Genomic DNA, 12,740 nt, shown 5'->3' with positions numbered 1-12,740 from the left:
TGAAAGCTCAGCCGTTCGGGCCCGCCGGGGTGGTGGTCGTCTTGAAGCCCTCGGTCTTGTTGGCCTCGATGACGAAGTCGTTGGTGAACGTCTTGGCGAGGTTCACCGACGAGGTCGCGTGGCCGACCAGTTCCTCGGTCGCCAGTACGGTCTTCGGGCCGCCGGCCGGCATGAGGCCGTCCGGGAGGAACTGGCCCTTGTCCTCGGTCAGCGCCTTGATGTAGTCGGCCTTGGTCACCAACTGGTTCGACACGTACGAGGTGGGCAGCTTGTTCGCGATGTCGGCCGCGCTGTGGGTGTTGATCCAGTGCATGGTGGCCACGAGCGCGTCGACGACCTTCTGCACCGCCTCCTTGTGCGAGTCCACCCAGTCGGTACGGGCGATGACGCTCGCGGCCGGCCAGGCGCCGCCCATCGCGGCCTTGGCACCCGTGGTGGTGGCCAGGTCGATCGCTGAGGTGCCGACACCCTTCTTCTGGATCGCGGCGACCGTCGGCTGCGTCGTCATGACGCAGGCGGCCTTGCCGTTCTGCAGCGCGGCGACGGCGGTGGAGCCCGCGCCGACCCCGATCCGGCTGAAGTCCTTGGTCCTGATGTTCTTCTTGGCGGCCAGGAACTGGGTGAGGGTGTCGGTGCCCGAGCCCAGGTCGGTGACGCCGAGCGTCTTGCCCTTGAAGTCGGCGGCCGAATGGACGCCGCTCTTCGCCGTACACATCTCCCGCTCGCCCGGCGCACCGGAGAGCTGGACGACGTCCTCGACCGCCTTCCCCTTCACCTGGAAGTCGATCGTGTGGTTGTACCAGGCGCCCGCCATGTCCACCTGTCCCGAGGCCATCGCGTCCTCGGCGCCGACACCGCCGTCCGTCTCGGTGCTCAGCTCGACGTTGACGCCGTACTTCTTGTAGAAGCCGAGCTGCTGGGCGAGCTGGTACGGCAGGTAGATCTGCTTGTCGAGGCCGCCGGCCATGAGCTTGACGGTCGGCGTGCCGCCCGAACCGCCGGTCGCGGCGGAGGAGTTGCCGGAACAGGCGCTGACAGCGCCGAGAGCGAGAACGGTGAGGACGGACGCGGCGACGGCGGCGGGTCGTCTGGACATGGCTGACCACGGTTCCTTTGCTGAGGGTTCTGAGGTGAGGTGAGGAGAGGGGGAAGGAGAGAAGTGCGGCGGGCTCAGAGGGCGTTCGGGCTCAGAGGGCGTTCGAGGCCTCGGACGGCGCCGGCGGGCGCCAGGACAGCAGCCGGTGCTCCAGCTTGCCGATCAGCCACTCGGCGCCGAGCACGATGACCGAGATGACGAGCATCGTCGCGAACACGCCGTTGGGGTCGAAGTTGTTCTGCGCGGTCTTGATGACCAGGCCGAGACCGCTCTGCGCGCCGAGCACCTCGCCGACCAGCGCGCCGACGATGGCGAATCCGAAGGCACTGTGCAGACTGGCGATGATCCAGGTGAGCGCGGACGGCACGATGACGTGCCGGATGATCTGCGGCTGCGAGGCGCCGAGCACCTTGGCGTTGGCGAGGATGTTGCGGTCGACCTCACGGACGCCCTGGAAGGCGTTGAAGAAGACGATGAAGAACACCAGCACCGCGGCGAGCAGGATCTTCGGCAGTACGCCGATGCCGAAGGCGACGATGAAGATGGAGCCGAGGACGATCCGCGGGATGGCGTTGACCATCTTGATGTAGGGGCCGAGCACGTCGGCGAGGAAGCGGCTCTGGCCGAGCGCGACGCCGAAGACCACTCCGGTGACGGCCCCGAGGGCGAAGCCGGCGAGGGCCTCCTGGATCGTGGTCCACACGTTGGAGTAGAAGGACCCGAACTCGGTGCCGTGCCGGAAGAGGTCGACCAGCCTTCTGGCGATGCCGGAGGGCTGCCCGAAGAAGAACGGGTCGACGATCCCCCAGGTGGTGAACGCCTGCCAGCCGCCGATGACGAAGGCCGCGAGGCCGACGCGGCCGGCCCACACCAGAGCGGTGCGCCGCCGGGCGGCGCGTCTGGCGGCGGCCGTGGCCGAGGCGTGTGCGCTGTCCTTGGCCGGGGCGGCGGAAAGGGCGGACGTCGTGCTCATGCCGTACCTCCTGCGGTGCGTGCGTAGGCGCGCTCCACCTCCTCGCGCAGGGTTTCCCAGATCTGGTGCTGAAGTTCGATGAAGCGGGGCTGGAAGCGGATCTCCTGGACCGCGCCGCGCGGGCGTGGCAGGTCTATGTCGAAGACCGCCTTGACCGAGCCGGGGCTGGACGTCATGACGACGACCCGGTCGGCGAGCGCCACTGCCTCGTCGAGGTCGTGGGTGATGAAGATGACCGACGGACGGATCTGCTCCCACAGGCCGAGCAGCTCGGTCGACATAATCGCCTTGGTCTGCACGTCCAGCGCGCCGAACGGCTCGTCCATGATCAGGATCTTGGGTTCGTTGATCAGTGCCGCGGCCATCGCCACCCGCTTGCGCATACCGCCGGAGAGCTGGTGCGGGTAGCGGTCCTCGAACCCCGTCAGGCCCACCCTGCGCAGCCAGTCGCGCGCCGAGGCCTGCGCCCGCTGTTTGGGGACGCCACGGAAGACCGGGCCCATCAGCACGTTGCCGAGGACGGACTTCCAGGGCAGCAGCGCGTCGGTCTGGAACATGAAACTGACGCCGTCGGCGACGCCGTCCACCTCCCGGCCGCCGACCCTGACCGAGCCCTCGCTGGGCCGGTCGAGCCCCGACACCATGCTCAGCGTCGTCGACTTGCCGCAGCCGGTCGGGCCCACCACCGCACAGAACTGGCCCGGCTCCACGGTGAACGAGACATCCCGCAGTGCCGTGAACACCTCACCCGCGGGCGTCAGAAACCGTTTGGTGAGCCCTGATATCTCGACTCGCGCACTGTCCCGGCCGATTTCCTCGACGACGGGAGCCGTGGCGCCATCGTTTCGCAAAACCATCTGAAGCCGTCTCCTTTCTTGCCTCGGTGTCTCCGGAGTTCGCTGGAGGTCCCCGGGGTTCATCGGAGTCCTCGGAGGCCCTCAGAGGTCCTCGGAGGTTCTCGGAGGCCGAGGAAGGCAGACGCTAGAGGCCGCCCGGTGTTACGTCGCCGTTTCAGGCGTATCTCGCGTTAGCCGTGTTTACCGGGGTTCTGCGCGTTCTGCTCAGCACGTCGGGGGGTGGGCAGAATGTCCGTGGTGGGACACAATCACGCCACCACGGGTACGGCGCAGGGGCCGGGCCCGGCAGCACGACAAGGGCGAAGCACCTGTGATGCCCATCCGTACCCGGACCGGTCGCGGCGGGAAGGGGAGGCTCTCCGCGCGGATCCTGGCCAACCAGCTGGTCATCCTGGCCCTCACCGGGGTCATCGGCTTCGTGCTGTTCGTGTTCGCCCAGCGGGCCGAGATCGACCGTGCCTACGAGCAGCGGGCACTGGCCATCGCGCAGACCACGGCCGCCGAGCCGCAGATCCGGCGGGCCGTGGCATACGGCGGTGGCGGCGACGTCGTACAGACCGTCGCCGAACGGATCCGCAAGGCGTCGGGGGCGTCCTACGTGGTCGTGATCGACCTGCACGGCATCCGCCACTCGCACCCCGACCCGGCGCTCATCGGCGAACCGGTGGGCGATCCGATCCCGGTGCTGGACGGCCACTCCCACGTGGGCTCCGACCAGGGCGCGACCGGACGGTCCGCCAACGGCAAGGCTCCGCTGAGAGGGCCCACCGGCACGCTGGTCGGCGAGGTGTCGGCCGGTATCCCCGAACACGATGTGCTCGGGGAACTGTGGCGGGAGCTGCCCACCTTCGCCCTGTACAGCGCGATCGCGGTCGCGCTCGGCTCGGCGGCGGCGTTCCTGCTGGCCAGGCGGCTGAAGCGGTCGACCTTCGGGCTGGAACTGGAGGAGATCGCCGGGCTGCTCCAGGACCGGGAGGCGATGCTGCACGGCATCCGGGAAGGGGTGATCGCCTTCGCCCCCGACGGCCGGATCACCGTGGTCAACGACGAGGCCCGCACCCTGCTCGGCCTCGGCACGGCCCTCGGCAGCAGGCTCGACGAGATACTGCCCGACGGGCGGCTGCGCCGCGCCCTGGACGGCACTCTGCCCGGCACCGACCTCAGCGTCCTGACCGACGAGCACTGCCTGGTGGTCAACCGGATGCCGGTGACGCTGCACGGCCGCGAACTGGGCGCGGTGGTCACCGTACGCGACCGTACGGAGCTGATCGGGCTGCTGCGGGAACTGGACTCGGTGCGGGGGCTGACCGACGCCCTGCGCGCCCAGCAGCACGAGTTCACCAACCGCATGCACACCGTGGCCGGGTTGCTGGACATCGGCGACCACGACGCCGCCTACGAGTACGCCGTCGAGTCGGCCGGCGCCGACCAGGCGCTGACCGAGTCGGTACGCGAACGGATCGGCAACGCGCTGCTCGTGGGGCTGATCGTCGCCAAGACCACGGTGGCCGCGGAACGCGGGGTACGGATGGTGCTCAGCGACGACTCCGCGCTCGGCGAGGACCCGCCGCATCTGCGCCGGCTGCTGACCATCGTCGGCAACCTGCTGGACAACGCGATCGACGCGGCGGCGGGCGGACCACTCCCGGCCGACGGGCCACAACAGCCCCCGGTCAGCTGCCCGCTGCCGGGCGACGGACCGCTGCCGGCCGGTGGACCGCTGCCGGCTGGTGGACTACCCGAGGACGGCGGACCACTCTGGGCCGACAGACCACTGCCGGTCGGCGGGCAACTCCCGGTCGGCGGACAACCCAAGGACGGCGGACTGCCCCAGGCCGGCGGACAACCCCAGGCCGGCGGACCACTCCCGGCCGGCGAACCGCCTCAGGTCGGCGAATCGCTGCCCGTCGGCGGTCGCGAGGTGCGGCTTTCGCTGGTCGAGGCTGTCGACCAGGTGTTCGTGCGGGTCGCGGACAGCGGCCCGGGGATACCGCGGGGCGCCGCCGAGTCGATCTTCGAGGACGGCTGGTCGACCCGGCCCGACCGCGGCACCGCCCGGCGCGGGCTGGGACTCGCCCTCGTGCACCGGCTGGCGCAGCGGCACGGCGGGACCGTCACGGTCAGCGAGGGGCCGGGCGCGGTCTTCACCGTCGTACTCCCGCTTCCGGACGCCACCCCCGTGCCGCGCGACGCGCAGTTCACGACGGCCTCGGCGACAGGAGGCGACCGCGGATGATCCGGACCCTGGTGGTGGAGGACGACTTCCGTGTCAGCCACATCCACTGCGACTACGCGTCCCGCGTCGAGGGCTTCGAGGTGGTCGGCCGGGCGGCGACCGTGGCCGAGACACTGCAGGCGGTACGCGCCCTCCACCCCGACCTGCTGCTGCTCGACGTCTTCCTGCCGGACGGCAGCGGACTGGACGTGCTGCGGCAGCTCAGCGGAGACGAGGGCGGCGCCCGCCCCGACGCGATCGTGATCACCGCCGACCGGGACATCACCTCGGTACGGACCGCGATGAAGCTCGGCGCCGTGGGCTACCTGGTCAAGCCGTTCGGCTCCGCCGACCTGGCCGAGCGGCTCACCGCGTACCGCGAACTCCAGCATCGCGTGGACGCCCTCGGCCTGGCCCGGCGAACCGACCAGGCCGACGTGGACGCCCTGTTCAGCGCCGCCCGGCCACCGGCGGTTCCCCGGGTCCCGGCCAAGGGTCACTCCGCGCCGACCCTCGCCCTCCTGCACCAGGTCCTGCGCACCGCCCACGACGCCCTGTCCGCGGCCCAGGCCGCCGAACTCACCGGCGTCTCCCGCGCCACGGCCCAGCGGTACCTCTCGTACCTGGTACGGGAGGGCATGGTCCGGCTAGAACTCCGCTACGGGGCCACCGGCCGCCCCGAACACCGCTACCGGATCGTCCGGTGAGCCGGCGGCGAAGGGTTCGCCCTCGCACGGTGCGGCCAGCCGTACCACAGCCGCGTGACCACCCGGTTCGCCACCGCGTCCCGCGTTCAGTGAGCGCCGCGGGCGGTCAGGATGCCTTCAGACAGCGGTCGGGCCTCTCTGCGCTGTTCGGAGGATTCGCCGGGAGGGCGGGCTGTGGTGACCGGCGGGTCCAGGAGCGGGGGGTGAAGATCGGGTGCTGTGAACGTTTCTGGGGCGAGACACCGCGGAAGCTCACGAAGGCGATCGACAGTCGGCCGGTCAGGCCAGTGGGGAGTGGCTGTGACCGAGGGTGAACGGCACCATGACGAGGTTTTGCCGGACCGGTCGGAGGGTTTCGGTGAGCGGCTGCTGGGGGTGCTGCTGGACCGGGCACATGAGATGCCGCCGGCGTTGATCGCTCCGCTGATCGCCGAAGAGGTGGCGAGGGTCGGCGGACGCGAGGTCTCGGTCCTCCTGCAGGACTACGCGCAGGAAGTACTGGTGCCGCTGCCGGGGACCGGACTGCATGTCGGTGAACCCGAGGTGATCGGTGACTCCCCGGCCGGCGTGGCTTTCCTGCGGATGGTCCCGGTCGAGGTTCCCCAGGCCGACGGCGTTCGCATGTACCTGCCGTTGCTGGACGGCAGCGACGAGGTGGGGGTCATGGCGCTGACCCTGGACACCGTCGATGACGACGACCGGCGCCTGCTGCGCAGACTCGCCGGCCTGGTCGCCGACATGCTGGTCACCAAGCACGCCTATACCGACCGCTTCTTCCAGGCCCGGCGTCGCGAACCGATGAGCGTGGCCGCGGAGATCCAGTGGTCCCTGCTGCCGCCGCTGACCATGTCCGTGCCGCAGGTCACGGTGAGCGGAATCCTCGAACCCGCGTACGACATCGCCGGCGACAGTTTCGACTACGCCCTCAACGACGACGTCCTGCACGCGGCCGTGATCGACGCGATGGGCCACGGCCTGGACGCCGCCGCGATGGCGACCATCGCCGTCGGTGTCTACCGGCACGCCAGACGCGGCGGTATCGGCCTCGCCGAGAAGTACACCTTCATGGATCAGGCCATCTCCGAGCAGTTCGGGCCGGACCACTTCGTCACCGCGCAGATGATGGACCTGAACATCGTCACCGGCCACCTGAAGTGGGTCAATGCCGGCCACCCCGCCCCCCTGCTGATCCGCGACCGCCGAGTCGCCCGGTCGCTGGAAAGCCGGACCACCCTGCCCGTCGGCTTCGGCGGTGCCCCTCCTCAGGTCAGCGAATACACACTCCAGCCCGGCGACCGGGTGCTGTGCTACACCGACGGCCTGATCGAGGAACGCGACGCCGACGGAGAACCGTTCGGCGAAGAGCGGCTCATCCGCTGCGTCAACCGCGTCGAACACACCCGAGCGGGGGTACGCGCGGACGGGCTCCGGCTCTCCCGCGCCCTCAAGCGGGAACGCGGCGGCCGCACCAGCGATGACGCGACCTTGTTCCTCATCGAGTGGCGCGGGGGCACCACCGACCACCTCGCCGTCGTGGAGTAGATCCAGGCCACGTACCGGCGGACGGCGAACTGCACCACCAGAGCGGCCACGAGGGCGATGCGGCCGAGACCGACAGCGGGGATCGGGCCGAGCACATGTGCCAGGAAGGCGACACCGTCACGCCCACCACGCGTCTGCCTTCGACGGTCTGTACGAGCACCACCGCCGCGCCGCCTGGTCAGGGCGGGACTCCGCGCGACCGTTCACCCCGCGGCGGAGTCCGCCGGGTCAGCCGCCGACGTGGATGCCGGGGCGGCGGGCGGGGTCCGGTTCGTTGCTGCGGATGATCTCGCGGGTGACCGGAGCGGTGTCTCCGCGGCCGAGCAGGAAGTAGCGGAACATGTGCATCAGGGGGCTGCCCTCGGCCCACGCGAAGTAGCAGTGCGGCTGGACACCCGTCGCGTTGCGCAGGGCGAGCAGGATCGCGGCGATGGCGTTCGGGGCGGCCGGGGCCTCGGCGCGCAGGATCCGGTATCCGTCGACCTCGACGCCGCGTACGGTGAGGGTTTCGCTGAAGTCGGACGGGTCGATCACGTCGATTTCCACGAACAGCACGTCGGCCGGACCCGGCACCGGATTGCTGCCGCGCTGCTCGCGTTCCTTGGCCAGGTACTCGGCGCCGTCGCCGGCCTCACGGCGGTTGGCGATGATGTTGATGGCGTTGTCGTGGGCGAGGGTGTCGGTGATGAACCGGCGGGCGGCCGGGTCGAAGACGATGCGGTCGGCGCGCAGTTCGGTGGTGCGTGAGACCCGGGAGATCAGTGACACGGCGACGATGCCGGCGATGAACATGCCGGAGATCGAGATGCCGTCCGGCTTGTCGACGATGTTGGCCACCAGGGCGTAGAACAGAACCGCGGTGAGCAGCGCGAAGCCTGTGGCGGTCGCACGTCGGCGACGGCGTACGACCGAGACGGTGACGGCGAAGGCGCCGGAGACCATCATGGCCAGGATGCCGGTGGCGTAGGCGCCGGCCTGGGCGTCGACGTCGGCGTCGAAGGCGAGGGTGATGAGGACACAGAGGACGGTGTAGACGATCACCACGGGGCGTACCGCGCGTCCCCACTCCGGGGCCATGCCGTAGTCGGGCAGGTACCGCGGGACGATGTTGACCAGTCCCGCCATCGCGGACGCGCCCGCGAACCAGAGGATCAGGATGGTGCTGACGTCGTAGACGGTGCCGAACGCCTCACCGACGTTCTCGTGGGCCAGCCAGGCCAGGGCACGGCCGTTGGCACCGCCACCGGGCTCGAACTCCTTGTGCGGGATGAGGACGGTGGTCACGAAGCTTGCGGACAGCAGGTAGACGCTCATGATGAGGGCGGCGGTGGTCAGCAGCCTGCGGGTGTTGCGGATCCGCGAGCGCAGCCGCTGCTCGGGATCGGCACCTTCCGCGGACACCAGGGGCATCATGCTCACCCCGGTCTCGAAACCGGACAGCCCCAGCACCAGCAGCGGAAAGGCCACTAGCGCCGGCTCCACCAGATCGCCGAATCCGCCCCCACCCTCACCGAGCGCGCTCGTCCACGCCGACCACGCCCCCGGCGTGGTGAACACGTCCACCAGTCCCACGGCGATGACCACCGCGTTGAGCACCAGGAAGACCGCCACCAACGGGATGGCCACGCTGACCGCTTCGCTGAACCCGAGCAGGAACACGCCTCCGAGCACCAGCAGCAACGCCACCGTGATGGCGACCTCGTGACCGTGCAGGGCTTGGGGCAGGTAGGGGTTCTCCACCATGTGGACGGAGGCGTCCGCCGCGGACAGCGTGATCGTGATGATCCACGACGTGGCCACGAAACCGAGCAGGACCAGCACGAACAGCTTGCCCCACCAGAACGGCAGCAGATCCTCCAGCATCGCCACCGACCCGGCACCGTGCGGGCTCTCCCGGGCCACCCGCCGATACATCGGCAGCATCCCCACCAGCGTCAGCGCCACGATCAGCAACGTCGCCAACGGCGACACCGCCCCGGCCGCGAGTGCCGCGATCGCCGGCACGTACGCCAGGCTGGAGAAGTAGTCCACGCCCGTCAGGCACATCACCTTCCACCAGGCGTGCGGCTCGGTATGCCCCTCACCCGCCGCCGGCCCGACCGGCTGCACCCGGTGGCGCAGCAACCAGCGTGCCAGGCTGCCGCTCGGCTGCGCCCGGACGGCGGGACTGTCCACCACTTCCGGCACGGTCGGTTCGTTCGCGTCCCTCATAACCCCCAACAGCCCTTCTACCCGCCCAGCGCACCGGCCACAGCAGTCACCGCACTCACGGCACCGCAACGACCACCGAGTATGCGGACCTCTCAGCAACACCGACCCACCGGGGGGTCAGATACCGTCTCCGCGTTTCGCGTCGTCGCCGGGCAGCCGGGCGTCGCCTCGCGCCCGGACGCCGAGCAGGATGTCGGCGTCCGGGCGCCACGGGCCCGCGGCCACGCAGAGAAACCTTTTCGCCCGCATCCTCGGCCACCCAGGGAGTGGCACTACAGCGCGGCCTCCTCCGGTGACAGGTAGGAGGAGAAGACGCCGTCCGGGTCGTACCGCGTCCTCAGGCTCCGCAGGCGCTGCCAGTCGCCCGCGGTGAAGGAGCGGCGGGCACGGGACGATGCCGCTGTGAGGTCGGCCTCGGCGATGTAGTGCCCCGTTCCGAGGGGTTCCACCCGGTGCATCGCTTCCCGCAGCCAGCCGATGTTGGCGGCGTCCTGGCGGGGGTCGTCCCAGACGGCGTAGGGAACGACATAGCTCTCCCCGAGCGCCGAGAAGGCCATGTCCGGCGGCGGCCGGCCTGCCGGGGAGAACGGTGCAAGAACCATCGACCTGTTCGAAGGAGCCGAGTCGACGACATCCGCGAGCTCGCTGAGCAGCGTGGGGAAGCCGGTGTCCGACCACAGGGTGTCCGCCGCGTAGCGGAGTCGCGCAGGCCACAGGGCAGCGGAGGAGTCGTACAGGGCCTCGAACGTCGTCGGCTCGTCCTGTCGGCGGGAGAGGGAGCGTCGACGCAGGGGACAGTGGCGCAGCGGCAGGAGGAATTCGCCGGCTTCCTGTCGCGACGCGGCGAAGGCGGTGCCGGTGACGGTCACCACTTTGGGGCCCGGCCGGGGACCGGCGTCCGCCGTGCCGAGTGAGAAGCTGAACTCGACGTTCGGGGAGAGCCCTGCGGCCAGCTCGGTGGCCCAGTGCGTCACCTCGGCGACGTACGCGAGGGGGAAGGTCCACCTGGTGCTCGCGATCGTGCCAGGGTGCGGATACAGCCTGAGGCGGAAAGCGGTGGCCGCGGCGAAGAAACCGGGACCCGCTCCCCTGGCCGCCCAGAACAGGTCCCTGTTCTGGCTCTCGCTGCAGGTCACCTGCTCCCCGTCCGCGGTCACGGCCTCTATCTCCTCGACACTGGCGCACGCCGGCCCGCGGGCACCGGAATTCCAGCCGAGTCCTCCGCTGAGAAGGTATCCGCCGACGGCGACGGACCCGCAGTGGCCCGTGGGGAAAGCGAGGCCGTGGCGGCCGAGTTCCGAGGTGAGCTGCCCGCCCGTGACGCCGGGCTGAACCGTTGCCGTCGCGGAGTCGGGGTCGACGGCGCAGCCGCGGAGCCCGGACAGGTCGATGAGCATGCCCCCGTCGCGCAGGGGCGACCCGCACCAGCTGTGTCCTCCCGACCGTACGGCGACCTGGAGGCGCTGGGACAGGGCCAGGCGCACCGCTTGTACGACATCACCGGCCGACGCCGCGCGAACGATGACGTCGGGAAACCGCGCCGGTGTGAGCGTGTTCCACACGGCGGCCCTGCGGATGTCTTCGTAACCGGCGTCGTTGCGCCGGACCGACCGCCCCCCGAGACCGCGAATCTGCGTGTAGCGGCTCATCCGGCACTCCTTGCCCCGGCCACCCGCGGTGCGCTGCATGCCCTCGCGCAGACGAGTTGCGGACAGACGAGTTGCGGGGACCGCCCTTGTACACGACCCTGAAAGCACGTCGTTGTTCAGTGGTGAGTCAAGGTGATTTGAGCCTTTGAAGCCTACCGCGCAGCCCGTGGAGAAACGACTCGTGGCGGGCAGGGATGGGCCACGGACACCACTCCGGAACCGGGACCGAATGAGGCCGTGGTGCGTACGACCACCGCGATGGTCTGGAGCGCATTCTTGAGCTGACGGACGGACAGGGTGTGGATGCGGCCATCGAGGCGCTGGGCACACCAGGTACCTGGGAGGCGACGTTCCACGTCACCAAGCCCGGCGGCCACATCTCCTATGTCGGACGCTTCAGACGGTGAGAGCGAAAACCGCGAGGAGCGCCGCGTAACACACCATCACGACGGCCGCACCCACCAGGTCGGTGCGGCGCGAACGCGGTCGGTCCGGTGCCAGCCAGAAGGCCAGGGAGCGGTTGACGACCAGCGGCATCAGAAGCCAGGTCAGAATCGCAACACTCAGCACGTTCGAGATGAAAAGGCCGAGGTATCCGGCCACGCCGACATGCATGAGGGCGCGCCCTACGGTGAGGTTGAGCACCATGACGGTGGGATAGAGCGCGAGAAGGACGGACATGGCCTGTTTCCAATTGGGCGGGACACCCGCCTGCTCCCCTTCGCCGAAGCGGAACCATCCGCTGAAGGCCGACGCGATCTCGCGCACGTCGTAGTCCGCGAAGTACTCGCGCCCCTCCTCCAGCAGTTTCCTGCGGACATCCGACTGCAACCACTGGTCGAGGTGTTCGCGGGTATTGAACCGGAACACAACGACCCAGCGGTCCTGGATACCCTCGACGGGCGCGAAGAGTTCGGAGCCCATGAAGCCCGGGGACTTCTGCTGGGCCCTCAGGACCTTGTCCTGCCAACGCTCGAAGTCCTGCTCGCGACCTGGCCGCACCGCGTGGGAGACGACGGCCGTCACGGCTTCCTGGGCCGGTCGCCCTCCGCGCAGAACCTCCTGGGAGGGCTCCTCCTCGAACAAGTCGCGGCCATCATCGACGAGTTCACGGCGCGTGGCCGACCCGAGCCAGGCGCTCAACCGGTCGACATCCGAGAAGCGGAACACCACGACCCACTGGTTGTCCTCGGCGGAGTCGGGCGGGTACAGCTCCGTTCCCTCAAAGCCGTCGAAGGCCCTTACGGCCCGGTTCACCTGTTCTTGCCAGCGTTTGTAGTCGTCCTCGCGGCCCGGGACGACTTTCTGCGAGGTCACAACGGTCGCTCCGGCCGCACCACGGCCGCGGTTTGCGCTGGCGCTCATACGGAGTAGCGTAGACACAAAGGTACTTATAAGACAAATTGGTCATTACGCACACAAGCTTACGAAATCCCTTTGCATCCCTTTGCAATCGATCGGAATGCCCGAACCGGTGCGCAGTGGAGGTC

At 69.5% G+C, this 12,740-nt stretch carries 10 protein-coding genes; 4 read left to right on the top strand and 6 right to left on the bottom strand.

Annotated features, from left to right (window positions below; all coding sequences use genetic code 11):
- Nucleotides 1–7: 7 nt before the first annotated feature.
- The 3 genes from ACIBK3_RS10720 to ACIBK3_RS10710 form a co-directional block, all read right to left on the bottom strand.
- Entirely contained in the window at nucleotides 8–1,096 is a 1,089-nt protein-coding gene (locus tag ACIBK3_RS10720) for an ABC transporter substrate-binding protein (protein WP_399364072.1), read from the bottom strand.
- Between the two features lie 91 nt (nucleotides 1,097–1,187).
- On the bottom strand, nucleotides 1,188–2,069 hold the full coding sequence (locus ACIBK3_RS10715; protein WP_399364070.1) for an ABC transporter permease: 882 nt from the start codon (nucleotides 2,067–2,069) through the stop codon (nucleotides 1,188–1,190).
- The gene (locus ACIBK3_RS10710) at nucleotides 2,066–2,926 is read right to left on the bottom strand and encodes an ABC transporter ATP-binding protein (RefSeq protein ID WP_399364068.1); all 861 of its coding nucleotides are present in this window, start codon (nucleotides 2,924–2,926) and stop codon (nucleotides 2,066–2,068) included. The genes ACIBK3_RS10715 and ACIBK3_RS10710 overlap by 4 nt, the downstream gene beginning before the upstream one ends.
- A gap of 313 nt (nucleotides 2,927–3,239) precedes the next feature.
- Between ACIBK3_RS10710 and ACIBK3_RS10705 the strand changes: the two genes are divergently transcribed.
- The 3 genes from ACIBK3_RS10705 to ACIBK3_RS10695 all read left to right on the top strand — a co-directional run bounded on the left by ACIBK3_RS10705 (nucleotide 3,240) and on the right by ACIBK3_RS10695 (nucleotide 7,390).
- The gene (locus tag ACIBK3_RS10705; RefSeq protein ID WP_399364066.1) at nucleotides 3,240–5,162 is read left to right on the top strand and encodes an ATP-binding protein; all 1,923 of its coding nucleotides are present in this window, start codon (nucleotides 3,240–3,242) and stop codon (nucleotides 5,160–5,162) included.
- On the top strand, nucleotides 5,159–5,848 hold the full coding sequence (locus tag ACIBK3_RS10700) for a response regulator (RefSeq protein ID WP_399364064.1): 690 nt from the start codon (nucleotides 5,159–5,161) through the stop codon (nucleotides 5,846–5,848). The genes ACIBK3_RS10705 and ACIBK3_RS10700 overlap by 4 nt, the downstream gene beginning before the upstream one ends.
- Before the next feature lie 300 nt (nucleotides 5,849–6,148).
- Entirely contained in the window at nucleotides 6,149–7,390 is a 1,242-nt protein-coding gene (locus ACIBK3_RS10695) for a PP2C family protein-serine/threonine phosphatase (RefSeq protein ID WP_399364062.1), read from the top strand.
- A gap of 228 nt (nucleotides 7,391–7,618) precedes the next feature.
- On the opposite strand, the gene ACIBK3_RS10690 is transcribed toward ACIBK3_RS10695, so the two are convergent.
- Together ACIBK3_RS10690 and ACIBK3_RS10685 are read right to left on the bottom strand one after the other, a co-directional pair.
- Nucleotides 7,619–9,601, bottom strand: a complete 1,983-nt coding sequence (locus tag ACIBK3_RS10690) for an amino acid transporter (RefSeq protein WP_399364060.1) — start codon at nucleotides 9,599–9,601, stop codon at nucleotides 7,619–7,621.
- Between the two features lie 272 nt (nucleotides 9,602–9,873).
- Nucleotides 9,874–11,250 carry an FAD-binding oxidoreductase gene (locus ACIBK3_RS10685; RefSeq protein WP_399364058.1) on the bottom strand — a complete coding sequence of 459 codons (1,377 nt, stop codon included), beginning with the start codon at nucleotides 11,248–11,250 and terminating at the stop codon, nucleotides 9,874–9,876.
- 263 nt (nucleotides 11,251–11,513) lie between these two features.
- On the opposite strand from ACIBK3_RS10685, the gene ACIBK3_RS10680 reads away from it, so the two are divergent.
- On the top strand, nucleotides 11,514–11,657 hold the full coding sequence (locus tag ACIBK3_RS10680) for a zinc-binding dehydrogenase (RefSeq protein WP_399365524.1): 144 nt from the start codon (nucleotides 11,514–11,516) through the stop codon (nucleotides 11,655–11,657).
- Here ACIBK3_RS10680 and ACIBK3_RS10675 read toward each other — a convergent pair.
- Nucleotides 11,647–12,615: an antibiotic biosynthesis monooxygenase gene (locus tag ACIBK3_RS10675; RefSeq protein ID WP_399364056.1), complete on the bottom strand. Its 969-nt coding sequence runs from the start codon at nucleotides 12,613–12,615 to the stop codon at nucleotides 11,647–11,649. The genes ACIBK3_RS10680 and ACIBK3_RS10675 overlap by 11 nt on opposite strands.
- Nucleotides 12,616–12,740 lie beyond the last annotated feature (125 nt).

This window comes from Streptomyces sp. NPDC050287 (assembly GCF_044459385.1).
In the GTDB taxonomy this organism is placed as follows: domain Bacteria; phylum Actinomycetota; class Actinomycetes; order Streptomycetales; family Streptomycetaceae; genus Streptomyces.
Note: the sequence above shows the minus strand (reverse complement) of the source record. Positions and strands in the feature narration are given on the sequence as shown.

What these genes read in the sequence shown, in the direction of transcription:
- ACIBK3_RS10720 (WP_399364072.1), bottom strand. Translation starts at nt 1,096, where the DNA reads ATGTCCAGACGACCCGCCGCCGTCGCCGCGTCCGTCCTCACCGTTCTC.
- ACIBK3_RS10715 (WP_399364070.1), bottom strand. Translation starts at nt 2,069, where the DNA reads ATGAGCACGACGTCCGCCCTTTCCGCCGCCCCGGCCAAGGACAGCGCA.
- ACIBK3_RS10710 (WP_399364068.1), bottom strand. Translation starts at nt 2,926, where the DNA reads ATGGTTTTGCGAAACGATGGCGCCACGGCTCCCGTCGTCGAGGAAATC.
- ACIBK3_RS10705 (WP_399364066.1), top strand. Translation starts at nt 3,240, where the DNA reads ATGCCCATCCGTACCCGGACCGGTCGCGGCGGGAAGGGGAGGCTCTCC.
- ACIBK3_RS10700 (WP_399364064.1), top strand. Translation starts at nt 5,159, where the DNA reads ATGATCCGGACCCTGGTGGTGGAGGACGACTTCCGTGTCAGCCACATC.
- ACIBK3_RS10690 (WP_399364060.1), bottom strand. Translation starts at nt 9,601, where the DNA reads ATGAGGGACGCGAACGAACCGACCGTGCCGGAAGTGGTGGACAGTCCC.
- ACIBK3_RS10685 (WP_399364058.1), bottom strand. Translation starts at nt 11,250, where the DNA reads ATGAGCCGCTACACGCAGATTCGCGGTCTCGGGGGGCGGTCGGTCCGG.
- ACIBK3_RS10675 (WP_399364056.1), bottom strand. Translation starts at nt 12,615, where the DNA reads ATGAGCGCCAGCGCAAACCGCGGCCGTGGTGCGGCCGGAGCGACCGTT.